Below are 23,735 nucleotides of genomic sequence, written 5' to 3' on the forward strand. Positions count from 1 at the left end.
AGCCAGCCATGCACGTCGAAATCATCGGCCCGGGCTGTCCCCGGTGCAAGAAAGTCGAGCGGAACGTGAACCGTGCGGCCGACCAACTCGCGGAGGGTCCCGAGTCGATCTCGAAGGTCGAAGACGACATGGAGATCATCGAGCGCGGGGTCATGCACACCCCAGCGGTCGCCATCGACGGCGAAATCGTGATCGAGGGGGAGGTCCCCGACGTCGAGGAGTTGACCGAACTGCTGGCCGCCACCTGAGAAACACACTCTTTACTCTCTAACTCCTCTCCCCAATCGAATGGCCCAGGACGCCGACGCCTACCGGGTGGATTCGGACACGATGGCTCGCCTGAAGTCGATCGCGGCCGAGGAGGTCACCGAGTCGGTGACGATCTACAAGGCCCTCGCGGACGAGCGTCGCCTCCGGATCCTCCGGCTGCTCGTCGAGACCGAACTGTGTGTCTGTGATCTGGTCGAGATCTTCGATCTGGAGTACTCGAAGCTCTCCTATCACCTCAAACAGCTCCGCGAAGCGGGGCTGGTTTCGACCGATCGCGAGGGGAATTACGTGACCTACGAGCTCACGCCCACGGGACAGATCGCGGCCGAGGGGCTCGCGGGCTTTGAAAGCGAGTCCGGGTGACCCGGCCGAAAATCAGGCGACGTTGAATCCCCGGTCGAGCAGGAAGTCCTCGACGCGGTCGCGGTGATTGCCCTGGAGTTCGATCTCCCCGTCGTCGACGGTGCCCCCGCAGGCCATCTTCGATTTCAGGTCCGAGGATAGCGAGTCGAGGTCGACGTCGGTGGGGTCGAATCCTTCGATGACGGTGACTTCCTTTCCGTAACGGCGCTCGTCGATGCGGATCGAGATCTCCTGGGACTCCTTGGCGACGTCCTCACAGACACAGAGTTCCTCGGGCAATCCGCACGTCGAGCAGACTTCCGACATTACGGCCACAGATACACAAGCGATATATTAAACCCTGTCGACGGGGAAATCGCCATCCCTGGTCGAGCCGGCTGCCGGGATCGAGGCCCGGCAAGACGGGTGAGACTTAAGCACCGGCCCGATCAACGGACCGTATGGTCTGGCTCCTCGAGGATCTGCGTGCGGCCCTGGAGACCTTCGGGAGTGTCGCCGCGACCGATCCCATCTCCGCCCTCCTGTTACTCGCCGCCGCGCTCGTGTTCGCCGTGATCGCCGGCGTCGGCGGTGTCCTCGGGTTCGGGGCGCTCTCGAACACGCTCTTTGGCTGGCCCTGATTTCCCGTACTCCCACGCTTCGAGGGCCTGCCTGACGTAATCCGTCTCCCGGTCACGGAACAGTTTCTCGGTCGTTCCGTGCTCGCCGAACTCGAAGTCCCGAACCACCACGACGGGTGTCCCGCCAGCACCTTCGCCGCTCACCAGGTTCGCTGCCGCGGCGAGTTCGTCCGCCACGTTCTCGACCGTCACGGCGAGTTCGGTGCCGTCCCGGTCCTGCTCGCCCCGCCAGTCCCGGCCCACGGGCACCCCGTCCCAGCCGATCGCCACGCCACGCTGGCCCGTACGGAAGGGCCGACCCGAGGTATCCGTGACGATCACCCCGGGTGATTCTGCGAGTCCCGCTCGGATCCGGGCGGCGGATTCGCTGGGAGCTTCCGGCAGGAGTAACACGCCCGGGCCACCCGTGTTCGACCGATCGATGCCGGCGTTGACGCCCACGTGGCCGAATCGGGTGACCGCGAGCAGGAACGGTGCGTCGAGCACCAGTGACGTTGACTCCTCCAGGACGGCCTGGACAAAGCGGGGGTCCGTTTCCGAACCGGTGATCGACGCCAGTCGCTGGGCGATCGATCGGGCCCGCTCGGTCGGCTCGAAGCGAGCGAGGGACTGTCTCCGATCCTCCACCTTGGAGACGACCGTGCTCGCCACACAGACCACGTCATCGGGGCGCAGGTCGATTTGGGCCTCGATCGCCGCCGCGAGGTCGTCGCCGGGTTCGAACTCCGGCAATCCCGGGACGGCAAAGACCTCCATGGCAGGGCCCACTCCCGGCCCGGCTGAAAGCCTGCCGGTCCGAAACGAGTACCTCCTGGGGCCCGTAGCCCCGCCCATGGAGACGCGATCGGTCGTCACCGTGTTCCTGACGAACGGCGGGGAGGTGTTGCTCCTCCGGCGCAGCGAGGCGGTGGGCTCCTATCCGGGCCGCTGGGGTGGGGTCGCCGGCCACGTCGAACCCGGAGACGCCCCGCTTTCGGCCGCGAAGCGAGAAATCCGCGAGGAGACGGGCCTCGACGCCCAGGCCGTCACGCTCGTCTCCTCGGGCGAGCCCTTCTCGGTCACCGATCCCGACCTCGACGTCGAGTGGACGGTCCACCCGTTCCGATTCGAGACGGACACCCGGGACGTACAATCGAACTGGGAGACCACGGAGACCGCCTGGGTCCCGCCGCCGGCAATCTGTGACCGGGAGACGGTGCCCGACCTTTGGCGGTCCTGGGACCGGATTCGTCCCACAGTCGAGCAGGTTCGTGCGGACTCCGAAGCCGGATCGGCGACGCTCTCGAAACGAGCGCTCGAAGTCCTCCGGGACGAAGCGACCCTGATCGCGGCCGACGGCGGTGACTGGGACGACATCGCCCAGGTCGCCCTCGACCTCCGGACGGCTCGCGAGGCGATGGTTGTCCTGCAGGTACGGGTCGATCGGGTCATGGCCGAGGCCAGCGAGGATCGAACTCCGGATGCAGTCCGCAGGGCCGCGATCGAGGCACTCTCCCGGGCCGAATCTGCGGACCGGGCCGCCGCCGAACTGGCCGCGGAGCGAGTCGAGGGGCAGACCGTCCTCACGCTCTCCCGGTCCGGGACGGTCGAGCAGGCGCTCGAACGCGGCTCGCCCGAGACCGTCTGGGTACCCGTCTCTCGGCCGGGTCGAGAGGGCCGGGAACTGGCGAGTGACTTGGCCGAGGCGGGCCTGGACGTTCGGCTCACGAGCGACGCAAACATCCCTGGAGCCGTCAGCGAGGTCGACGTGGTGCTGCTCGGCGCGGACACCCTGCTCGCGAACGGCGACGTCATCAACAAGGTCGGGACGACGGCGGCCGCACTCGCCGGAACTCACTTCGATGTCCCCGTCTCCGTCGTCGCCGCGACCGCGAAGATCAGCCCGTCAGAACAGCCGCCCGATCTGACGGACGGCGGGGCCGACCACGAACAGTTGTCGGCCCCCGAGTCGGTCACCGTCGTCGATCCGATCTTCGAGCGCACGTCTGCAGCCCTGTTCGACGGGTATCTTACGGAGGACGGTGTTCTCGATGCGGATGCCATCTCGGAGTACGCAGCGAATCACGCGCAGGCCGCCGCCTGGAAGCAATCGTTAACCGGCCCGAGTGCTAACGACGGCCCGGGGCGACAGTGACGAGGAGTTACCCCCTCCGAGCCCCTTGTGACGAGGCTTTTCACCCGAGTCGCCCCTCGATTCAGGAGAAGAACTGTTTGAGCTCTTCCTGCTTTGCCGCCTCGAACTGTGCGTTCACGGCGTCCTGGAGGGCCTGAATCCGGCCCTGTTTTGCCGAGATCGGGGCGATGATGTCCTGCCACTGGGTCCAGGGGGGCATCATCCCAAGCCGGTCGGCGATCTCGTCCAGCCGCTGGTCCCGATCCTCGACCTTGTCGATCTTGTTCACCGCCACGACCGGCTGGATGCCGAGTTCCTCGAGCAGGGAGAAAAACTCTACGTCGTGTGGGAGTTCCTCTCGTTCCAGGTGGCGGTCGATGATGTCCACGGCGGCCTTCCCGTCGAGGACGAGTACGCCCACGAGGATCTTCTCGGCGTGGGCCTCCAGGTACCGGACCACGTCGGTTTTGATCTGCTCGCGGGTCTCCTCGGGCACGCCCGACATGAAGCCAAAACCCGGCAGGTCGGTGATGACGAAGTCCTCGCTCGCCCAGTCGTAGTGGTTGGGGCGGCGGGTGACCCCCGGGTTGCGGCCGGTGTCGAAGGTGTGGCCGGTCAGCTGCCGCATGAGTGTCGATTTCCCCACGTTGGACCGGCCCACGAGTACCACCTCCATCGAGCGGTCCGGTCGCGTCTCGAACATACCCCCGCTATCCGCTCGGGGGGTTTACGGGTTGTGGCCCGCATGTTGGCTGAAGGCTTAAGCCCCCGACCGCCGATTTTGGGGGCGTGCGCCTGGTCCAGATTGCGGTGCCGACGGGGAAACGAGGGGCGGTCCTCGAGACCCTCGACTCCCTCGACATCGAATACGTCGTCTCCGAGGAGACCGGCTCGCGGGACAAATCCGCCGTCGTCCACTTCCCGCTTCCGGCGTCGGCCGTCGAGGACGTGCTCGACGAACTGCGCGAGATAGGGATCGATGACGAGGCGATCACCGTCGTGGTCGAGGCCCAGACTATCGTCTCGCGGAAGTTCGACGCGTTGAAGGAGCGATACGAGGAGGAGAACGAAGAGGATTCGGCCAAGATCGCTCGCGGGGAAATCGTGGCCACGGTCGACGGGTTGGCCCCCAACATCTCGACGTACGTGATTCTGTCGGTCATCAGCGCCATCGTCGCCACCGCGGGGATCCTGCTCGACTCGCCGGCGGTGGTCGTCGGCTCGATGGTGATCGCCCCACTCATCGGTCCGGCGATGGCCACGAGCGTGGGTTCCGTGGTCGCCGACCGGGAGATATTCGTCCGCGGGGTGACCCGCCAGGCGATCGGGTTCGGCGTCGCCATCCCCGCGGCCGCGCTGTTTGCGCTCTTCGCGAAGTCGGTCAACCTCGTCCCGCCAGGGATCGATCTGCTGGCGATCGAGCAGGTCAGCGGCCGACTCTCGCCGGACTTCCTCTCACTCGCGGTCGCCCTGGGAGCAGGGGTGGCCGGGGCGTTGAGCCTCTCGACCGGCGTGTCGACGGCCCTGGTCGGTGTCATGATCGCCGCGGCCCTGATCCCCCCGACCGCGGTCATCGGGATCGGTATCGCCTGGGCGATGCCCCAGGCCGTCCTCGGGGCGTCGGTCCTGGTTCTGGTGAACGTCCTCTCGATCAACCTGGCTGCCCTTCTCGTGTTGTGGTACGAGGGGTACCAGCCGGAGGACTGGTTCCAGCTATCCGAAGCGCGGACGGCCACGCTCAAGCGGATCGCCGTCCTGGCCGTCGCGATCGCCGCCCTCTCGGTGTTCCTGGGCGCGACGACGCTCGCGACCTACCAGAACGCGACCTTCGAGGATCAGGTACAGACGGAAGTCGAGGGCACGCTCGCCGGAATCGAAGACGCGGAACTGCTCGAAGTCGAGTTCAAGCACCGACAGACGCTGCTCTACCGTGACGTCGACGGTGTCGTCGTCTCGGTCGGGGTCAGGGCAGGGGACTCCCCACCGGAAGGCCTTGCAGCGGACCTCGCTACCCGGATCGAAACGGAGACGGGCCAGTCGGTACCCATCGAAGTGCGATACCTGGCGATCGAACGGGCCGGGTGATCAGCGCTCGAAGGGCAACTCGATATCGACGTCGAGTCGTTCGATCGCGGCCTCGAGGACTTCCGTGGGTGTCTCGCCCACGATCTCCCCCGCGGTCTCACTCGGGATCGTCAGGTAGTGATCGGCCTCGATTTCTTCTGAGAGGTCGGCCTTGCTACAGACCACGATCATCGGCGCGTCGACGGTCGCCTCGATTTCGGCCTGCAATGCCTGCTGATCTTCGAGGGGATACCCACAGGTCTCGCTCGGATCGTAGAAGTAAAGCACCAGATCGGCGACGTGGGCGAGCGCGCTCGTGGCCTGGGACTCGATCTCGTTTCGCTCGCTTGCCGGCCGGTCCAGGAGTCCCGGCGTATCGACGATCTGGTAGGTCAGGTGGTCCCGCTCGACGTGGCCGACGTTGATCCCCGTGGTGGTAAAGGGGTAGGCGGCCGTCTCGTTGTGAGCGCGGGTCACGCTGTTGACGAAGGCCGTCTTCCCGACGTTGGGATAGCCCGCGACCGCGATGGTCGGGATCTCGGGGTCGATGTCGGGGAGTTTCGAAAGTGTGTTCCGGGCCTCGCCGATGGCTTCCAGGTCCGCCGCAACCTCGTTCATGACCGAGCCCATTCGGGCAAAGGCCTGCTGACGGATCTTCTTCGCGGCGTCGGCGTCGCCTTTGGGGAGTCGACCGATGTATTCCCGGCCGAGTTCGTGTGTCTTGTGCCCGGCCCAGGAGACCTCGGAGAGATGCTGGCGGAGATCATCGACACCCACGAGCGCGTCGGCGAGCTCGTAGTAGAAGGGATCGAGGGTCTCGAAGTCCGGCCAGTCCCGGACGACGTACTCGAGGTTGTCGCTGAGGACGTTCGAAGCCGTCTGCAACATCGACTGCTGGGCCTCGACGCCGTGTTTGGCCCGGCCGGCCCGGGCCGCCCGCGAGAACGCCGTGTCGAGGAGCTCCGAGGCGGTGGGCGTGGTCTGGAGGTCCTCGAAAATCATGTTCCGGGATAGCCGCCGGGCACGTATAAGCCCGTTTATTGCCCGTTATTCTCGGCGGGTTTCGAGTTCCGCGAGCAGGTCTTCGGGTTCCATGTCCTGCATGGCGAGCAACACGAGCAAATGATAGACCAGATCGGCGGATTCGTGGGCGATCTCCGCTTTGTCCTCGTCTTTGGCCGCCAGGATGAGTTCGGTGGTCTCCTCGCCGAGTTTCTCCAGCACCGCGTTCTCGCCTTTCTTGTGGGTGAAAAGCGACGCCGTGTAGGAGTCCTCGGGCAGACGCGCTTTCCGGTCCTCGATCGTCTCGAAGAGGGCCTCGAGGATCGCTTCGCTCATATGTCCGTGACCTCCCGGATGTCCTCCAGATCGTCGAACTCCTCGGGGGCCCGCCCGCCGGTCTCGAAGACCGACTCCGCGATGCCGATGGGCGCGTCGGTTCGGGCCGCAAGGGCCAGCGAGTCGCTCGGCCGGGCGTCGATGACGGCGTCCGCACGCGGCGTGTTCAGGTGCAAATCGGCGATGTAGGTCCCCTCCTCCAGACCGGTGACGACCACCCTCTCGACCCGGCCGCCGAGTTCCTCGATGATGTCGAGCGTGAGGTCGTGGGTCAGCGGGCGGCCGATGTCCCGGGCGTCCAGGCCGCGGGCGATGCTGACCGCCTCGTCAAAGCCGATGAAGATGGGGAGAACGTCAGTCCGGTCTTCGACCCCCAGCAGTACCACCGGAACCGGCCCCTCCGCCGTTCCGGCGACCCGCACCCCGTCGATATACGCATCCATGACAGCCCCTGGGAGTCCCAGGTAGAAATGATGCCCGTTCTCTCAGAACGAGACGATAGTCAGGATCCGGACGAGAATACCAAAGAGGGCGCCGAAGGCGACGATGGTCTTCGGGTCCATCGTGATCGCATTCGAACCCTCCGAGTCGAAGTACCGGACCAGGCCGGCACTGGACATCAGGCCGCCGGAGTTCTGTCCGCTGCTCATAGACAGAGAAAAGCGGGAGACGGGCCTAAAGCTTTCGGGCTGGGGACGGGACGGTAACCCTTATGCGAGCGGCGGAGGTACCACGGATCGATGGCCGAGGTAACCCTGATCGACTTTCACGCCGACTGGTGTGGGCCCTGCAAGACCCAGGACCCGATCATCGAGGAGCTCGAAGCGGACTACGCCGATTCGGTGACCTTCGAGTTCGTCGACGTCGATGCGAACCCCGACATGGCAAACGAGTATCAGGTCCGCTCGATCCCCACGGTGGTCGTCACGGCCGGCGACGAGGTAATCGAGCGCTTCGTCGGCGTGACCCAGCGCGAACCGATCGAGGAGGCCCTGCAGTCCGCCGGCGCGTAGTTACTGAATTTTCAGCCCGAGTCCGTGGGCGTCGTTTTCCGCACCCAGCGTGAGCAACAGCGGCGTGAGTGACTCTACCGCCGCGGCGTTCCCGAGCCCACCCGCTGTGAGAGTTCCCAGTCCGTCGATCGATTCGGCTACCTCCCTGACCTGTGCGACGGCGTCCGCACGATCCCCGAAGACGAGCGTGTCGAAATCCAGAGTGGCGTCCAGGTCGGCGAGTCGACCCGCCGGAAGCGTGTGAAAGGCCCCGACGACTGGGTTCGGGTCGGGCGTCCGCTCTCGAACGAGTGCGGCGACACTTCCCTGAGGTGGCGGTGCGTAGCTCATGCCGTCCTCGCCGCGTTCCATTCCGACCGCTGGGGTCACCACGATGGCCGTCTCTGCCAGCCGGTCTTCGACCATCGAAAGGAGGTCGCCGAGGTGATAGGGTGAGACGGCCAGGACGACGATGTCGGCCCGGGCGGCGGCCGCCCCGTTCTCGAAGCCCGAAATCGAGGTGGTCCCATCGAGTCGGGCCGCATACTCGCTGGCGGCCTCGCGAGCCTGGTCCGGGTCCCGGGACCCCACGAGCAGGTCGTGGTCCGTATCCCGGCCCCACCGGAGGGTCAGTCCCGCACCGAGGTCACCAGTCCCACCGAGCAGCGCGATTTGCATGCTCCGACTCACTGGCCCATCGGCGAAAAGCGTGGCGGCGACTCAGACCGATTCCAGGATCGCCGGCAACTCGTTGACCGTCTCCACCACCGCCGCGGCCCCGACCGACTCGAAGGCTGCTCGCCCACTCGCACCTGCGAGCCCGCCCGTGAGCACGCCGATTCCGTAGTACTCGCGTCGCCGATCGCGCTCGGTCGCGTTCACGGCCGTTCGCACGTCGTCCCGGGTGTCCCCGGCGAAGGCGAGTGTTTCGGCACCCGTCCGTTCGGCGACCTGGATCAGGGCCGTGGGGTCGGGTTTGCCCGACCAGTCCTCCATCGCGTAGAGCCGATCGGCGGGCACCGAGAGCCCGACTCGGTCGAGGGCCAGGTGGGCCTCGGCCCGGGGGCGTCCCGTCACGACTCCGATCTCGAAGTCCGCTGTCAGGGACTCGATCGTCGCCGGTTCGATCAGAATCGGCTCGTCCGCCATGAAACCTGCTGGGGGCAGGTCCAGGTCGCCCGTCGATCCAGTATACAGGTCCGGCTCGCCCCCTTCCAGGTCACGGTACCCCGACGGCCCGAGATACAGCTGCTGGAACACGTCCCGGAGCCGATCCGGGTCCCACGCCCCGAACACCGCGGTCGCTTCGCCGCCGAGCGCGTCACGAACGACGGCCTTCGCGCCGTCCAGGCCGCCGCCCTGCTCGGCGACGTGCTCGGTGAATTGCGTCACGTTCTGGTCGAGGCCCCGATCCCGGGCCAGCACGAACAGCGCGACGGCGTCCGAGAGGACCCAGTCGTTGTTGAACCCGCCGGCGTCTTTGAACGATTGGACTGCGGTCCGGGGAATCGTCTCGCCCACCAGGAGTTCGACACTCCGGACGATGGCCCGTCGATACGAGTTCGAGACGTCCACGAGGACCCCGTCGATGTCGAGGACGACCGCGTCGACCTGCATACCCGAGCCTGGCGGGGATGGCCGAAATCAGTTGTGGGTCCGGTCGCGTCGGTCCGAAGCGTTGTGGACGTACACCGGTCCCGTTTCGGTGTCCTGCATGCGAGTCGGGATGAGAACGGGATCGCCCCCGAGCGTGGTGAAATAGAGCGGGATCGACGCGGTGTCGGCGAGATCGGCTGCCGGTCGCTGGAGTTCGGGGGGCAGTCGCAGGGCGTAGATCGCGTCCACGTCGCCATAACCCGTCCAGGTCGGGTCGGTCACGTCGTCCAGGACGAAGTCCACGCCCGCCGGCACGTCCCGTCGAACTCGGTCGACGGCGGTCACGGCGACCCCGCGATCGACGAGTTCCGCCGCGACCGTGGTTCGGAAACCGATCCCCACCTCGACCAGCCGGTCATGACCGTCGAGCAATTTCAGCAGACCGGTCGGCAATCGACTCACGGCGGGATGTTTATGGCCGATGGGGCGAAAACCCTTCCCATGCGCGTCGATCTGGTCCCGATCGGGGAGGTCCCCGCGCCGGTCAAGCGAGAGGCCTCCGCGGTTCTTCGCTCAGTCTACGATGCCTCCGTGTCTATCGCGACCGACCAGGACCTCCCCCGGGATGCTTACGACAGCGGGCGCGACCAGTACCGCGCCGAGGCGTTCATCGACCTGGCGGCCGAGGCCGCCCCCGGGGACCGGGCAGTCGGGCTGACGACCCAGGACCTCTACTACCGTCGGCGGAACTACGTCTTCGGCCTGGCCTATCTGGACGGCCGAAGCTGTGTGGTCTCGACGAACCGGCTCGGAACGTCCTCGGACGGCGGCTTCTCCCAGCGGTCGCCGGAGGCCGTGTTCGGTGACCGGGTCCGGAAGGAGGTCGTCCACGAGGTCGGACACATGCTCGGGCTCGATCACTGTGACAACAACCGCTGTGCGATGAGTTTCTCGCCGACGGTCCAGGAGGTCGACCGGAAGGAAGAGACCCTCTGTGGTACCTGTCAGCGCGAACTCTTCTGAGCCGGTGCGAAAACTTGCCGCGATCCATGGAACAAGACCTAAGGGTCCCTCTCGAATGAGTGAGAACGATCAGCATGCCCGAAGACGAAACCGACGGCGCAATCGAAGCCCGTCTCGCCGAACAGGAGTACTTCCGGCCGCCGACCCGCTTTGTCGGCCAGGCAAACGAGACCGACCCCGCGGTCTATGACCGCTTCGAGGAGAATTACCCCGAGGCCTACGCCGAGTGGGCCGACCTGCTGGAGTGGAACTCGCGCTGGGACACGGTCCTCGATGACTCGAATCCCCCCTTCTACGAGTGGTTCAAAGGCGGGACGCTCAACGCCTCGGTCAACGCGGTCGACCGACACCTCCCCGAGCGAAAGGACCAGACGGCCCTGCTCTGGGAGGGTGAGCCCGGCGACACCGAACGCATCGCCTATCAGGACCTCTATCGCCGCGTCAACGAGATGGCGGCGGTCTATCAGGAGGTCGGCGTCCGCGAGGACGACATCGTCACGCTGCACCTGCCGATGGTCCCGGCCCTGCCGATCTCGATGCTCTCGGCGGCCCGCATCGGGGCCCCACACTCCGCGGTCTTCGGCGGGTTCTCCGCGCAGGCCCTGGCGGACCGGATCGACGACGCCGACTCGGACGTGGTCGTCACGATCGACGGCTACTACCGCCGCGGGGAGTTCCTCGATCACAAGGCCAAAGCCGACGAGGCCCTCGAACTCGCGGAGACCGACGTCGAGACGGTCCTGCTCTTCAAGCGCGAGGACGAACTCCACCCCGACGTCGAGATCACGAGCGAGGATCCCTACGTCCTGGTCGATGAAGTGCTGGAGCAAAAACAGGGCGCACGCGTGGATCCGGTCGAGCGGGACGCCGAGGACCCCCTGTTCCTGATGTACACCTCGGGGACGACCGGCCAGCCCAAGGGGACACAGCACCGGACCGGCGGCTATCTGGCTCATGCCACCGCGACCTCGAAGTACGTCCTCGACATCGAACCCGAGGACACCTACTGGTGTTCGGCCGACATCGGGTGGATCACCGGGCACTCCTATATCGTCTACGGGCCGCTCTCGCTGGGAACGACCAGCGTGATGTACGAGGGCGCACCGGACGCCCCGGACAAGGGCCGGATCTGGGAGATAGCCGAGAAGTACGACGTGGACATCTTCCACACCTCGCCCACCGCCGTGCGGATGTTCATGGAGTGGGGCGAGGAGATCCCCGCGCAGTATGACTTTGACTTCCGGCATATGACCACGGTCGGGGAACCGATCCAGCCCGAGGCCTGGCTCTGGTACTACGAGCACATCGGCGGCGGGGACGCGGTCATCGTGGACACCTGGTGGCAGACCGAGACCGGCGGCCACCTCATCACGAACCTGCCCGCGCTCAAGGACATGAAACCCGGCTCGGCCGGCCATCCGGTACCGGGTGTCAAGCCCGCGGTCTACGACGACCAGGGCCACCCGATCGAGAAGGGCTCGGCGCGGGCCGGCAACCTCGTCATCGAGCGGCCCTGGCCGGGCATGCTCCAGACGGTCTATGGCAACGACGAGCGGTTCATCGACGAGTACTGGCGGGAGTTCTCCGAGACGGACAGTGATGACCCCGCGGACTGGGTCTACAAGGCCGGGGACGGGGCCGTGCAGGCCGACGACGGGTACTTCCGTATCCTCGGGCGGCTGGACGACGTGATGAACGTCGCCGGCCACCGGCTCGGGACGATGGAGCTAGAGAGTGCAGTCGCGGAGGTCGAGGCCGTGGCCAACGCCGCGGTCGCGGGCCGTGAGGACCCACAGAAGGGCACGGTTCCGGACGTGTATGTCACCCTGCGGGACGGCTACGAGGAGAGCGAGGAGGTGCGTGCGGAGATCGTCGCTTCGATCGAGGACCAGATCGGGAAGTTCGCCCGCCCGGCCAACGTCTGGCTGGTCGAGGAACTCCCACAGACCCGCTCCGGAAAGATCATGCGACGGCTCCTGGAGGACATCTCGAACGACGAGGAACTGGGCAACACGACGACGCTGCGGGACCCGAGTGTCCCCGAACGGATTCGGGAACACATCGACCACTGACTCACCCGGTGTAGTAGTACTCGCCGTCCCGGCGCTGCTGCCGGTCGAGTTGACTGCCCGGCTTGTTGATCCGCGGCCGGCCCATCCGCTCGTCGCGACGGAAGGTGACCGAGAGGTTTTCGAGGAACGTGTTCATCCCCTCGCGCATGTTCATCGCCGGGCTGGCGTGCCCCCGTTCGGCGGGCTCGCCGTCGAAGACGAGCAGCCGATCCGCGAGCAGGTCGATCACGTAGATGTCGTGGTCGATGACCATGACCGTCGTCTCGTGGTTCTCCGCGTAGCGGCGGATCGCCCTGGTCGCGAGCACTCGCTGTTCGACGTCGAGGTGCGCGGAGGGCTCGTCGAGCAGGTAGAGGTCGGCGTCCCGGGAGAGCGTGGCCGCGATGGCGACCCGCTGGCGCTCCCCGCCGGAGAGATCGACGAGTAGTTGATCCATGATATCCCCGAGACTGAGCGGGTCGCCGATCTCGGTCTGCCAGTAGGAGCTGCCCACGTCCGAGGAGATGTCCCGGAGGAACGTCTCGACGGGAATGTGCTGGTTGGCCTCGACGTACTGGGGCTTGTACGCGATGTCCAGATCCAGATCCACGCTCCCGGAGTCGGGTTCGAGTCGGCCCGCGAGTAGCTTCGCGAAGGTCGACTTCCCGATGCCGTTCGGGCCGACGATGCCAAGCACCTCGTTCTGGTGGACGACCCCGCCATCGACCGAGAGGGAGAACTCCCCGTCGCCGTAGGACTTCTCCAGGTCCGGGTACTCCACGAGCACGTCGGCGTTCGAGACCGGTCGCGGGGCGTGGGACTCGAACTCGATGGCCTCCGGCCGGACCCGCATGTTCTCGTTCTCCAGATAGCCGTCGAGGTACTCGTTGATGCCGTTGCGAACCGGTTTGGGGGGCGTGATGACCCCGAAGACCGACGGTTCACCGTAGGCCACGTGGAGGTTGTCTGCTAAGAGATCCAGGACGGCCAGGTCGTGTTCGACCACCAGGACCGCCCGATCTTCCTCCTCGGCGAGTTCCCGGACCAGCCGGGCCACGGCGATCCGCTGGGTGATGTCGAGGTACGGGGTGATCTCGTCGAGGAAGTAGAAATCGGCATCGCGCAACAGCGCGGCTGCGATGGCCACGCGCTGGAGTTCGCCGCCGGAGAGACTTTCGATCTCCTGGTCGAGGACCGGGGTGACCGAGAGCCGGTCGGCGATCGATTCCAGTTCGCCCCGTTCGTCGGTCGCTGCGAGCAGCTCCCGGGCGGTCCCCGAGAACTGATCGGGGATGCGGTCGATGTACTGGGGCTTGCGCGAGACCGTCACGTCGCCATCCCGGACGGCGACGAGGTAATCCTGGAGGGCCGTCCCCCGGTACTCGTCGATCACGGCCTCCCAGTCCGGCGGGTCGCCGATCCGGCCCAGGTTGGGCGTGATCTCGCCGGCCAGGGCCTTGACCGCGGTGGACTTCCCGATCCCGTTCGGGCCCAGCAGCCCGGTTACCGTGCCGCTCTCGGGCATCGGCAGCCCGTACAGGGCAAAGGCGTTGTCCCCGTAACGGTGGGTCGGCTCCTCGTCGAGTTCCTGTGGCAGGTTGAGGATCTCGATCGCGTCGAAGGGGCACTTCCCTACGCAGATCCCACAGGTCTCGCCCAGACAGATCTCCTCGGAGATCCAGACCTGGTCGGGTTCGCCCTCGAAGGGCTCGTCCTCGTCGTAGTGCTCCGAACGGGCCAGGATACAGTCCTTGCCGGTGCGATTTGGGGGGCAGTAATCGATACACTCGTAGTTACACCGGTCGGGTTGACACCGCTCGAGGTCGACGGTGGCGATACTGTCACTCGCCATACTAGAGTGTGACGCCGGTCGTCAGGAAGACGCCCCAGGTCACGAACCACAGCGAGAAGGTCATGAAGGCGTTGAACAGGTGGTCTTTCGCGCCGAACTCGCTCACGTCGATGCCGAGCAGTCGCAGCACGCCGATGTTAGCGATCAGCGCCCCCACCATGATCGCCAGGCCGAGCTGATCGGTCGCACTCGTCGCGAGGGCCGCGGACGCCACGCCGGCGAGGACCCCGCCGAGTGCGGTCTCGGTCGTGATGACGACCGACCGGAGGTGGCCGGTCATCCCCGCTTTCTCGGTACTCATGTCTGTGTACTCGGTGTGCCGGCCCAAAAGCCGTTCGTTCCCGCTTTCCACCACATCAATTGGGCCCGTTCCTTATTCGGTTCTCGTGACTCTGTCCATCTATGACAGACCAACCCTGCCTCGACGAACTGCCCCCCAGTGCCAAGCTGGTCTATAAGGTCCTCGAGTACGACGGCCCGCTGACCCAGAAGCGCATCGTCGAGGAGTCGATGCTCTCAGCTCGCACGGTCCGTTACGCGCTGGACCGCCTCGATGACTGCCAGCAGATCGAGGAGCAGGTGTACTTTCAGGACGCCAGACAGAGCCTCTATCAGTTGCGATCCCCCGCCGAGCGGACCGAAGAGTCCAGTGCCGAGGCCGAACTGGCCTGATCACTGCACGGTGATCATCTCTTCGCGGTCGATCGCCCGTTCGAGTTCCTCGGCGATGGCGCTGCCCCGGGAGACCTGAATCTCGCCGCCGCGCCCGACTGTGGCCGTGAAGAGATATTCGCCGTTGGCCTGGACCTCGACGGTCTCCCCGGCCCCGCGCTCCTCGACCGGCACGATGATGTGCTGGGTGGTGATCTCCGGGGTGACGATCTCGCCCTGGGTTTTCGATTCGGATTCGGTCGTCGGCTGATCCTCGAAGGTTCGCACGTCGATGTCGATCCCCAGCCGGTTCTCGATCTCCCGAATGCGCTTCCCGTCCCGGCCGATGACGTGTGAGATGTCGTCCGTATCGACGTAGACGATCGCCGAGTTCGGGCTCTGCACGTCGACCTCGACCGGGCCCTCGGCGGCCGCGCGGATCTCCCGTTCGATCTCGCCCTCGGCCAGCTGATCCACGCCCGATTTCGACGCCTCGGCCCCGTCCAGGGGAACGGTGACGACCTGCCGGTTGAAGGTGTAGATCTCGTAGGCCGGCGTCCCGGTCTCGAAGTCCCGGATGACGATGACTGGGCGGGCGAGGTCCTCCTCCATCAGCCCCGCCGGGACCTTGACCTCGGTCGTCACGTCGTACACTGTTTCGACTGCCCCGGCCTCGATGAAGACGACGGTGTCGACGACCTGGGGGATCATCCCGAGTTCGACCCGGCCGACCAGCCGCTGGAGAGCGTCGATGGCCCGCGTGGCGTGGACGACGCCGATCATGCCCACGCCCGCCAGTCGCATGTCGGCAAAGACCTCGAAGTCCTCGGTCTTGCGCACCTCGTCGTAGATGGTGTAATCCGGCCGCACCATCAAAAGCGAGTCGGCCGTCGCGGCCATATCACCATCCAGAGCCGTGTACTGGGTGATCTCGGGCCCGACCTGGAGGTCGCGGGGTCGCTCCATGGTCTTGACGGCGTTGTCGTTCTCGACGAGGAACTCCGCGACCGCCTGGGCGAAGGTTGACTTCCCGGCCCCGGGCGAGCCGGCGACGAGCACGCCACGCTGGCGTTCCAGCAGTCGAGATCGTAGCTCTTCGGCGTGATCGTAGTCGGCGAGATCGGTCTTCGCGATCGGTCGGACCGCGGTGATCTCCCAGCCATCCGCAAAGGGCGGGCGGGCGAGCGCGATCCGGTAGTCCCGGAACTGGACGATCTTCATCCCGATCTCGTCGATCTCGATGAAGCCCTCGGGGCTCGCGCGGGCGGTCTCCTCGATGTCGTGGCTCCACTCCTTGAGATCGTCCTCGGTCGAGACGGTCTCGTCGATGATCTCGTAGTGCATCTCGCCGATGGCCCCGCGTTTGGCCATCGGTCGCGTGCCGGCCTTGAGGTGGACCGACATCGTCTCCTCGTCGAAGAAGGACTCGATCTGCAGGGACTCGGTGTCCCGGCCCTTCGGTTCGACGTACTCCGCGTCGATGCCTTTGGCCTCGGCGACCTCGGCCTGGACGATGTCGGAGGTGAACAGGGTCGCGCCCCGCTCCTGGGCGACGTCACGAATCAGGGCGTCCATCGCGCCCGCGGCGGCCCGCTCGATCTCGCTCTCCTCGGCCCGCTCGCCGACGTACTCGACCTCGATCTCGCCGTCCGCTTCGAGTTCGATCAGGGTCTGGAGCTCTTCGAGGCCGTCCCAGCCGGTGTCCCGGCCGGCGTTTGCCTGATATTCGAGTTCGCCGACGACCGCCTCGGGGACGACGATCGTCGCCCCGGCGTACGTGCCGGCTCGCACCCGCTCCGAAACCCGGCCGTCGATGATGACACTCGTGTCCGGGACGATTTCCATACCGGGAGATAGCGTCGGCGCGTTGAAAAGGATGTTCAACCGAAAAACCGGGATCGAGACGGCAAGCAATCCAACTGGCCGATACAGTTAAGTGGGTGGTATGCCATAACACACCTTGTATGTCGAGTGCAGAGGCTCCCGACGACGGTCTCATCGACCAGTTCCTCGAATCCAGAGGTCACGACACGGCATCGTGGGACCAGAACTATAACAAAAAGCAGTGCCCGAAATGTGGGGGCCTCCACGACGTAGCGGCGACACAGTGTTCGGTCTGTGGCTGGGCACCGTAGCAAACTGAAACGACTGCGGTTTTTTCCGGCGAGGAGCGGGTAATCAGTGTATCGGCCCCGGGCAGAAAAATTCGTGTAGTCGGCACATCTAAGTTAGATGACTCACAACATTCCAGTGAACGATGCCGGAGTGCCAAAACTGTGGATCCTTCGTAACCGAGGCGTACGTCCGGGTGTTCACCCCCGACGGAGTGGCTCAACCGCGTGTCTGTCCCAACTGCGAGGACAAGATACGGGACGGCGCGGAGGTGCGTGAGGCCCGTTCGACCCGCAGATCGTGATCGGCACCGAGACACGGCACTTATAGGCCCCTGGGCCCTGTTACTGTGTGATGACCGACACGGAGCCGGTGGTCACCCGTCTCTTCGGGGGCCCCGGGAGCGGCAAGACGACGGCACTCCTCGATCGCGTCGAGGACTTACTCGACCGGGACGGCGTGACGATGCGGGACGTTCTGGTCGTCTCGTACACGCGAGCGGCCGCCGCGGAGGTTCGCGAGCGGTTGGCCGAACGCCTCGATGAGAATCCCCGGGCGCTGAAGGGCAACGTCTCCACGATGCACGCGAAAGCCTATGACCTCCTCAACCTCTCGCGAGGGGACGTCGTGGGCGAATCCGAGAAGGAGGAGTTCTGTGAGGACTATGGCATTCCCTACGAGGACGAGTACGCCTCGGGCTCCCGGCGAACGGCCCGCTCGACCACGCTTGGCAACAAGATCATCGCGACCAGCCAGTGGCTCCAGCGAACCCAGCGGGAGGTTGCGGACTGGTATGACATTCCCTTCCAGTGGAACGACGAGGAGGTTCGTCTCCCGCCCGACATCGACCCCAACGCGCAGGTCGGCAACAAGTACACTCCGACCTGGCCCAGTTCCGATGACCGCGTGGACGTCCCGGAAGCGATCCGTGCCTGGCGGGCCTACAAGGGCGAACACGGCCTGGTCGGCTTCGCCGACATGCTCGAACGGGTCGCCGAGCGCTCGCTTCTGCCCAACGTCGACCACCTGGTGATCGACGAATTTCAGGACATCACCCAGCTCCAGTACGCGGTCTACGACGAGTGGAAACCCCACATGGACACCGTCTTCATCGCCGGGGACGACGACCAGGTCGTCTACGCCTGGCAGGGGGCGGACCCGAAACTCCTCCTCGAAGAGGAGGGCGAAGACGTCATCCTGGAGAACTCCTACCGGCTTCCCTCGAACGTGCTGGAAGTCGTTCAACAGGAGATCGAACACATCGACGAGCGCCAGGAGAAGGACCTGAAACCCCGGACCGAGGGTGGCTCGGTCGAGGCCGTGGAGAGTCCCTCCGTGCTCGATCTGGTTCGAAACGTTCGCCGCACGGTCGAGACGGGCGAGGACGAGACGGTGATGGTCCTCTTCCGGGCCCGCTATCAGCTCTTTGACTTCGTCGAGGAGTTCATCGACGAGGGCATCCCCTTCCGGGCGCTCACCGACCAGCGGCTCTGGACCGACCGACTCACCGACTACGTCCGGGCCATCGAGGCTTTGGACCGCGACGAACCTGTCGACGGCCTCCAGGCTCGCCGGCTGGTCGACATGCTGCAGGCCTCGGCGTTTGGCACCGGCGACCGCAACGACATGCGTGACGAACTCGACGAGCGCGAGGAGGCCGCCGATGTCGAGGACATCCGGAAATTAGAGATCGAACCGGACGTGGTGCGAGACTACGCGCCCTTCGTTCCGGCACCGGCCGCCGCGGCGGACATGCTGCGGAAAGTCACCCGCTACCAGCGCCAGTCCATCGACGCGTACTTCCGCGGGGACTACACCGGCGCGGATCCCAACCAGGTTCGGGTCGGCACGATCCACAGCGCCAAGGGCCGCGAGGCCGATCACGTCTTCGTGGCGACCGACCTCACCGAGAAAGTCGTCGAGCAGATGGCCGCGTCCGTCGGCGACGACCTTCCGGAGGGCCTGGAGTTCCCCAAACGGGGCGGCACCGTCCCGTATCTCACGGACAACGAGCGCCGGGTGTTCTACGTCGGGATGAGTCGGGCCCGGAACCGACTGGTTCTCCTTCAGAACCTGATCGACGGGGCCCCGACCCTCCCGATCGACGTCCTGCTCCACGGCGAGCCAACGGGCGAAACCCTGGCGGATTCCGTCCAGGCCAAGAGTCAGGTCTCGCTGATCCAGTAGGTCGGAAGGGACAGGGCTTTGGCCCCGACAGCCCGAGCACGTGTCATGTTTACCGGGATCGTCACGGGGACCGGCACGGTCACCGACGTGACCACTGACGCGGACGGCCGGCGACTCACCATCGAAGCCGAGGGCTTTGGCCCCTTCGAGCACGGCGAGAGCATCGCGGTCAATGGCGTCTGTCTCACCGTCGAGGAGTACGGTTCGGACTGGTTTTCGGTCTTCACGGCGAGTGAAACCCTGGACAAGACGACCTTCGAGCAGGTCAGCACGGGCTGGACGGTCAACCTCGAACGGCCGCTCGCCGCGGACGGCCGGTTCGACGGCCACGTCGTGCAGGGCCACGTGGACACGACCACGACCGTCGAGGCCATCGAGCAGGTCGGGGAGGACTGGACGTTCACGTTCGCCCAGCCGACGGGCTACGAGGGGTACATCGCCTCGAAGGGCTCGGTCACCATCGACGGCGTGAGCCTCACGGTCGCCGACATCGACGACACGGCGGGGACCTTCGACATCGCGATCATTCCGACGACGTACGCGGAGACCCGCTTTGGCGAGTATGCCGTCGGGGATCGGGTCAACCTGGAGGTCGACGTGATCGCGAAGTACGTCGAACGACTCGCGAGTCAGGGCGATCTGTCGTAGAAGGCCCCCGCGCCGACCGACTCGAAGGTCCGCCGGTAGCGGCTCAGTTTCGCGTAGAGGATCGCGAAGAAGAGTCCGTCGTAGGCGATGACGAAGGCCACGAAGCCGAGCGTGGGCGGGAGGCCGCCCAGGATCGGGACGAGGTTCAGAACTCCTTCCAGGTTCGACACCAGGATGTTGTACGTCGCGTGGATGCCCGTCGCGACGAGCAACCCCTTGATCACGAGCGGGCCGCGGTGGGCAGGGTTGAACTTCGCCAGGCCGAGGTAGTACCCCGCGAAAGCCGAGTAGATCACGTGGCCTGGCCCGGCGAAACTCCGCACCGCGGCGGTCTGGGCAGTCGGCGCGAACAGCCCGCCGGCCCCGGTTGTCGCCACCTGCATGTAGCCCTGGGTGATGTAGAGGACGTTCTCGATGGCCGCGAACCCGAGGCCAGCGACCGCGCCGTAGATCGCCCCGTCGATGACCGCGTCGAAGTTCCCGCTCCGGTAGGCGTGGAGTCGGACCGCGAGTAGCTTGACGGTCTCCTCGATCGGCCCGACCACGAGCAGGAAGTAGAGGACCATCCCGAGGGCCCCAAAGCCGACGAACAGCCCCCGGAAACTGGAGTTGAAGACGGCCGCGAACCCGGCGAACAGAAAGCCCAGGAGGAAGGTCACCGAGAGGGTCTCGATCGGTTCGAAGGCCACCACGTCGGAGCGCCAGATGAGGACGACCAGTCCCAGTGCCGGCACGATCGAGAGCGCGAAGTAGACCGCGAGGATCGGATCTTCGAGGGTCACCGCGACCGTGATGGCGAACTGCCCGGCGACGATCGCGAGTGCCAGGCCGATGATGGCCGCTCGACCGCCGGACAGGAGCAACCGGTGAAGTACCGTCGCGACGGCGTCGAGTGCCGTCCGTGGCTCCCAGGTCGAGATTTCCTGGAGGTCCCGGTCCTCGTCGGCCGCCCACTGGATTGGGTCCTCGGCGTCCTTCCGGCCCATGGGGGCCCTTCTCGGGGCGGCCCCATGACGGTTCCGGCGGATCCGGGGAGTGAAATCCCTCGACGCCCAACGAAGCCTATGACAGACGGCGAGGACACCCCGGCCGTTCGCGTGCGGGGGATCTACGCGACGGCCCTGACCGAACTTCTCCGCGAGTCGGGGGCCGCCCAGGTGGTCGACCCCTCCCCGGCGATCGCGGCGCGGTTCGACGGCGAGTTCCCGGCGGCAGATCCCGTGGCGACCGTCGACATGACCGAGGACCGGCTCGGGGTCTCGATTTCGGGCGACCCGACCGCCACCGAAACGGTTGCCGACCAGCTCGCTGCGGTCGCGATCGACAGCTTCGACTGGACAGACCCCGCCCCGGCAGGCGCGATTTTCGAGGGTGAGATCGTGGAGACGGTCGGTCGGGGTCTGGTCGTCGATCTCGATGGAACGGAGGGCTACCTTCCCAATCGAGCGACGGATAGAGATCTCGACGTGGGCGAGTCGGTCCGCGTCCAGGTGCAGGAGCCGGCCCCACCGTGGCGGGACTCGCGGCCCCGGCTTGGAACGACGCTGCGCGCGCCGGGCGGACTCGCGACGCTGGTCCGGGGCGTTGACGCGCTGGTGGCCGATACCCCCGATGGCAGCGCGGATCACGAACTCGCCCGGACGACCGAGCTGCTACCGGTCTCGATCCCCGAGAACTGGGGCGTCGACTGGGCCTACGGAGCGGTCGAGGCCGAGATGACGACGCTCGAAGCCGCTCTCCAGCGGGCAGTCGAGCGCGCCCGCGAGATCGAATCTGCGCTGGATGGTGCCACCGGTCCCCTCGCCCGGCCCCAGGCCACGACCTGGATGCGTTTCGGTCGGGAAACGCGGTTCGCACTTGACGAGTACCGCTCGGCGGTGACCGAGACGATTCCGGGCCACCACCGCATCAAAGCCGGCGGGGAGGACGCCGGAACGGCAGTCGATTTCGTCGAGTCACTGGGCCAGGCAATCGAGACCTTCCCCTTCGGGCCCGTGACCGAGGCTCTCGGACCGGCAGTCGACGAGATTGTTCGAATCGTTCACAGCAAGCCCGACGGGCAGGAGTTCGCGCTCGGCCGGGGGACCGTGACCGACCGCTCGATCGAGAAAGAGCGGGTCACCGTCGAACGGGAGTTGACGAGTGCCGGCACGTACGATGCGCTTGGAACCGCCCGCGAACCGGGAGACACGGCGACCACCCGGTTTGCCGAGGGTCGGTGGTGGTATCCAACCGTCTACCGGGGGGCTGACGGGACGTCGAAAGGCACCTACGTGAACGTTGCGACGCCGGTCGAGGTGTTCCCCGACGCCGTCCGGTACGTGGACCTGTACATCGACGTGATCAAGAAGCCGGACGGCACTGTCGAGATCGTGGACGCCGCGGAACTCGACGCGGCGGTCCAGGACGGCCACGTCCCGGAAGCGGTTGCCGAACGGGCGACGGACGTCGCCGAGCGCGTGAAACAGGGCCTCTCCGGATAGTCAGAAGAAGTCACTCGCGGGCCGGCTCTTCCCCTGCCCGCCTCTGCCGCCCTGGGTTCGGTCGATGCCCATGTAGTTCTCCGGCTGGTCGACTGCCCAGTCGTCCTCGCCGCCGTATTCGACGGTGACCGTACTGATCGCCTCGAAGTGACTCGTGAGCTCTTCTTGCAGGGTCTCCTCGGTGGTGTGACTGATGCCACAGCCGGCACAGGCACCGCCGAGTTCGACCACGATCGTTCCCGTCTCGGCGTCGACCGAGCGGATCGCGCTGGTGCCGCCGTGGGACTGGATCATCGGCATGTTCACGGACAGCCAGGAATCGATCCGGTCCGCGAGGGCCGTCTCCTCGGTCATTGCCCTCCCTTGGGGAGCGGGGTATGGAAAGGTTGTGCTCACGGCGGTGGTCTCGCCGAGACGGCTCTCAGGCGACAATGGAAACTCGTTTTGCCCACCCGTGGTGAGAACCAGGTGATGCAATCGGCGACTCGTGGGGTGGTTCTGGCGTTGATTTCCGCGCTCGGATTCGGCACGCTGGCCATTTTCGGCCGGCTCTCGGAGCTGGTCGGGCTCTCCCTTTCCTCGCTACTTGCCTTTCGCTTCGCGCTTGCGACTCCGCTCGTTTGGCTCCCGCTGCTCTATCAGGGGCGATTCGAACGGCTGCGAGGACGGGACCTGGGGATCGCCCTCCTCCTCGGGGCCGGTGGCTACGCGGCGATGAGTTTCCTCTTTCTCACCGGCGTGAACATAATCGGGGCTGGACTCGGGGCCATCGTCCTCTACGTCTATCCGGCGCTCGTGGTGGTCCTGGCTGCGCTTTTCCTCGAGGAGCGAGTGACGAAGCTCATCGTGGTCGCGGTCGCCATCGCCGTCGCCGGTGTCGGTCTCGTCGTGACCGGGCAGCCCGCCAATGTCGATTTCCTCGGGATCGGGACGGTGCTCCTGGCGGCGGCGGTCTATGCCGCTTACATCACCCTCAGCGGGACCATCCTCGATCGGGTGTCGGCGACGGTCCTGACGGCTCATGTCATCCCGGCGGCCAGCGTGACGTTCATCGTTCACGGCCTGCTCACCGGGTCGACTCAAGTGCCGGCCACGCTCGACCAGTGGGGCGTGGTGCTCGGAATCGCGCTTTTCGCCACGGCGATCCCGATTCTCACCTTCTTCGCCGCGGTCACGGACATCGGTGCCAGCCGGACCAGCATCGTGAGCACGCTCGAACCCGTGTTTACGGTCTTCCTGGGTGCACTCCTCCTCGATGAATCCCTCTCTCCGGTCTCGATTATCGGCGGCCTGGCGGTCCTCTCGGGGGTGTTCCTCGTTCAGTACGAACGGGCCCGGGTGACCGAACCGGACGAATCGACCCGGTGACCGC

General features: G+C 65.9%; 28 protein-coding genes. 13 read left to right on the forward strand and 15 right to left on the reverse strand.

Features of this window, described 5'->3' with window-relative positions; translation table 11 throughout:
* The first annotated feature begins 8 nt into the window (after positions 1-8).
* Together RH831_RS05360 and RH831_RS05365 are read left to right on the forward strand one after the other, a co-directional pair.
* A complete protein-coding gene (locus tag RH831_RS05360; RefSeq protein WP_310553221.1) occupies positions 9-248 on the forward strand; it encodes a thioredoxin family protein in 240 nt (79 codons plus the stop codon).
* Positions 249-288: 40 nt separating this feature from the next.
* Positions 289-633, forward strand: coding sequence for a metalloregulator ArsR/SmtB family transcription factor (locus tag RH831_RS05365; RefSeq protein ID WP_310553222.1), 345 nt, complete (start codon positions 289-291; stop codon positions 631-633).
* Positions 634-645: 12 nt separating this feature from the next.
* Here the strand turns inward: RH831_RS05365 and yciH are convergent, their stop codons facing one another.
* Positions 646-939 carry a stress response translation initiation inhibitor YciH gene (gene yciH, locus RH831_RS05370; RefSeq protein WP_070365461.1) on the reverse strand — a complete coding sequence of 98 codons (294 nt, stop codon included), beginning with the start codon at positions 937-939 and terminating at the stop codon, positions 646-648.
* A 218-nt stretch (positions 940-1,157) separates the two neighbouring features.
* Positions 1,158-2,009: a coenzyme F420-0:L-glutamate ligase gene (locus RH831_RS05375; protein WP_310553223.1), complete on the reverse strand. Its 852-nt coding sequence runs from the start codon at positions 2,007-2,009 to the stop codon at positions 1,158-1,160.
* Here RH831_RS05375 and RH831_RS05380 point away from each other — a divergent pair.
* Complete coding sequence (locus RH831_RS05380) at positions 2,008-3,387, forward strand: NUDIX domain-containing protein (protein ID WP_310553224.1); 1,380 nt, start codon at positions 2,008-2,010, stop codon at positions 3,385-3,387. The genes RH831_RS05375 and RH831_RS05380 overlap by 2 nt on opposite strands.
* Before the next feature lie 61 nt (positions 3,388-3,448).
* Here RH831_RS05380 and engB read toward each other — a convergent pair whose 3' ends face one another.
* Positions 3,449-4,069 carry a GTP-binding protein EngB gene (gene engB, locus RH831_RS05385; RefSeq protein WP_310553225.1) on the reverse strand — a complete coding sequence of 207 codons (621 nt, stop codon included), beginning with the start codon at positions 4,067-4,069 and terminating at the stop codon, positions 3,449-3,451.
* Between the two features lie 86 nt (positions 4,070-4,155).
* Here engB and RH831_RS05390 point away from each other — a divergent pair, with 86 nt between their 5' ends.
* Entirely contained in the window at positions 4,156-5,451 is a 1,296-nt protein-coding gene (locus tag RH831_RS05390) for a TIGR00341 family protein (protein WP_310553226.1), read from the forward strand.
* On the opposite strand, the gene RH831_RS05395 is transcribed toward RH831_RS05390, so the two are convergent.
* From RH831_RS05395 to RH831_RS05410, 4 genes are read right to left on the reverse strand one after another with little or no spacing between them, the layout of a single operon-like run.
* Positions 5,452-6,432, reverse strand: coding sequence for an NOG1 family protein (locus RH831_RS05395; protein WP_310553227.1), 981 nt, complete (start codon positions 6,430-6,432; stop codon positions 5,452-5,454). It abuts the gene before it with no gap.
* Positions 6,433-6,477: 45 nt separating this feature from the next.
* Positions 6,478-6,768 carry a phosphoribosyl-ATP diphosphatase gene (hisE, locus tag RH831_RS05400; RefSeq protein WP_310553228.1) on the reverse strand — a complete coding sequence of 97 codons (291 nt, stop codon included), beginning with the start codon at positions 6,766-6,768 and terminating at the stop codon, positions 6,478-6,480.
* On the reverse strand, positions 6,765-7,211 hold the full coding sequence (locus tag RH831_RS05405) for a bifunctional nuclease family protein (protein ID WP_310553229.1): 447 nt from the start codon (positions 7,209-7,211) through the stop codon (positions 6,765-6,767). The genes hisE and RH831_RS05405 overlap by 4 nt, the downstream gene beginning before the upstream one ends.
* A gap of 42 nt (positions 7,212-7,253) precedes the next feature.
* Positions 7,254-7,418, reverse strand: a complete 165-nt coding sequence (locus tag RH831_RS05410; protein ID WP_310553230.1) for a preprotein translocase subunit Sec61beta — start codon at positions 7,416-7,418, stop codon at positions 7,254-7,256.
* A 90-nt stretch (positions 7,419-7,508) separates the two neighbouring features.
* Between RH831_RS05410 and RH831_RS05415 the strand changes: the two genes are divergently transcribed.
* The gene (locus tag RH831_RS05415; RefSeq protein WP_070365452.1) at positions 7,509-7,781 is read left to right on the forward strand and encodes a co-chaperone YbbN; all 273 of its coding nucleotides are present in this window, start codon (positions 7,509-7,511) and stop codon (positions 7,779-7,781) included.
* Here the strand turns inward: RH831_RS05415 and npdG are convergent, their stop codons facing one another.
* From npdG to RH831_RS05430, 3 genes are read right to left on the reverse strand one after another with little or no spacing between them, the layout of a single operon-like run.
* Positions 7,782-8,438 (reverse strand): NADPH-dependent F420 reductase, encoded by a 657-nt coding sequence (gene npdG / locus RH831_RS05420; RefSeq protein ID WP_310553231.1) that lies wholly within the window; start codon positions 8,436-8,438, stop codon positions 7,782-7,784.
* Positions 8,439-8,480: 42 nt separating this feature from the next.
* Positions 8,481-9,377 (reverse strand): TIGR01548 family HAD-type hydrolase, encoded by an 897-nt coding sequence (locus RH831_RS05425; protein WP_310553232.1) that lies wholly within the window; start codon positions 9,375-9,377, stop codon positions 8,481-8,483.
* Between the two features lie 27 nt (positions 9,378-9,404).
* Positions 9,405-9,818, reverse strand: a complete 414-nt coding sequence (locus RH831_RS05430) for a UPF0146 family protein (RefSeq protein ID WP_310553233.1) — start codon at positions 9,816-9,818, stop codon at positions 9,405-9,407.
* 39 nt (positions 9,819-9,857) lie between these two features.
* On the opposite strand from RH831_RS05430, the gene RH831_RS05435 reads away from it, so the two are divergent.
* Positions 9,858-10,379, forward strand: coding sequence for an archaemetzincin family Zn-dependent metalloprotease (locus tag RH831_RS05435; protein ID WP_310553234.1), 522 nt, complete (start codon positions 9,858-9,860; stop codon positions 10,377-10,379).
* Between the two features lie 74 nt (positions 10,380-10,453).
* Positions 10,454-12,451, forward strand: a complete 1,998-nt coding sequence (acs, locus tag RH831_RS05440; RefSeq protein WP_310553235.1) for an acetate--CoA ligase — start codon at positions 10,454-10,456, stop codon at positions 12,449-12,451.
* 1 nt (position 12,452) lies between these two features.
* Here the strand turns inward: acs and RH831_RS05445 are convergent, their stop codons facing one another.
* Positions 12,453-14,282, reverse strand: a complete 1,830-nt coding sequence (locus RH831_RS05445) for a ribosome biogenesis/translation initiation ATPase RLI (protein WP_310553236.1) — start codon at positions 14,280-14,282, stop codon at positions 12,453-12,455.
* A 1-nt stretch (position 14,283) separates the two neighbouring features.
* On the reverse strand, positions 14,284-14,583 hold the full coding sequence (locus RH831_RS05450; protein WP_310553237.1) for a hypothetical protein: 300 nt from the start codon (positions 14,581-14,583) through the stop codon (positions 14,284-14,286).
* A 101-nt stretch (positions 14,584-14,684) separates the two neighbouring features.
* Between RH831_RS05450 and RH831_RS05455 the strand changes: the two genes are divergently transcribed.
* Positions 14,685-14,954 (forward strand): ArsR family transcriptional regulator, encoded by a 270-nt coding sequence (locus RH831_RS05455; RefSeq protein WP_070365444.1) that lies wholly within the window; start codon positions 14,685-14,687, stop codon positions 14,952-14,954.
* On the opposite strand, the gene RH831_RS05460 is transcribed toward RH831_RS05455, so the two are convergent.
* The gene (locus RH831_RS05460) at positions 14,955-16,778 is read right to left on the reverse strand and encodes a PINc/VapC family ATPase (RefSeq protein ID WP_310553238.1); all 1,824 of its coding nucleotides are present in this window, start codon (positions 16,776-16,778) and stop codon (positions 14,955-14,957) included.
* A gap of 119 nt (positions 16,779-16,897) precedes the next feature.
* Here RH831_RS05460 and RH831_RS05465 point away from each other — a divergent pair, with 119 nt between their 5' ends.
* From RH831_RS05465 to RH831_RS05475, 3 genes are all read left to right on the forward strand, one after another.
* Positions 16,898-17,068 (forward strand): HVO_0416 family zinc finger protein, encoded by a 171-nt coding sequence (locus tag RH831_RS05465; protein ID WP_310553239.1) that lies wholly within the window; start codon positions 16,898-16,900, stop codon positions 17,066-17,068.
* Between the two features lie 331 nt (positions 17,069-17,399).
* Positions 17,400-19,232, forward strand: a complete 1,833-nt coding sequence (locus RH831_RS05470; RefSeq protein ID WP_310553240.1) for an ATP-dependent helicase — start codon at positions 17,400-17,402, stop codon at positions 19,230-19,232.
* 45 nt (positions 19,233-19,277) lie between these two features.
* Positions 19,278-19,880: a riboflavin synthase gene (locus tag RH831_RS05475; protein WP_310553241.1), complete on the forward strand. Its 603-nt coding sequence runs from the start codon at positions 19,278-19,280 to the stop codon at positions 19,878-19,880.
* On the opposite strand, the gene RH831_RS05480 is transcribed toward RH831_RS05475, so the two are convergent.
* A complete protein-coding gene (locus RH831_RS05480; RefSeq protein ID WP_310553242.1) occupies positions 19,862-20,866 on the reverse strand; it encodes a PrsW family intramembrane metalloprotease in 1,005 nt (334 codons plus the stop codon). The genes RH831_RS05475 and RH831_RS05480 overlap by 19 nt on opposite strands.
* A gap of 78 nt (positions 20,867-20,944) precedes the next feature.
* On the opposite strand from RH831_RS05480, the gene RH831_RS05485 reads away from it, so the two are divergent.
* A complete protein-coding gene (locus RH831_RS05485) occupies positions 20,945-22,363 on the forward strand; it encodes a DUF402 domain-containing protein (RefSeq protein ID WP_310553243.1) in 1,419 nt (472 codons plus the stop codon).
* Here the strand turns inward: RH831_RS05485 and RH831_RS05490 are convergent, their stop codons facing one another.
* Complete coding sequence (locus RH831_RS05490) at positions 22,364-22,717, reverse strand: NifU family protein (RefSeq protein WP_310553244.1); 354 nt, start codon at positions 22,715-22,717, stop codon at positions 22,364-22,366.
* A gap of 117 nt (positions 22,718-22,834) precedes the next feature.
* Between RH831_RS05490 and RH831_RS05495 the strand changes: the two genes are divergently transcribed.
* Entirely contained in the window at positions 22,835-23,731 is an 897-nt protein-coding gene (locus RH831_RS05495; RefSeq protein ID WP_310553245.1) for a DMT family transporter, read from the forward strand.
* The last annotated feature ends 4 nt before the right edge of the window (positions 23,732-23,735 follow it).

Source organism: Halodesulfurarchaeum sp. HSR-GB (genome assembly GCF_031432215.1).
In the GTDB taxonomy this organism is placed as follows: Archaea; Halobacteriota; Halobacteria; order Halobacteriales; family Halobacteriaceae; genus Halodesulfurarchaeum.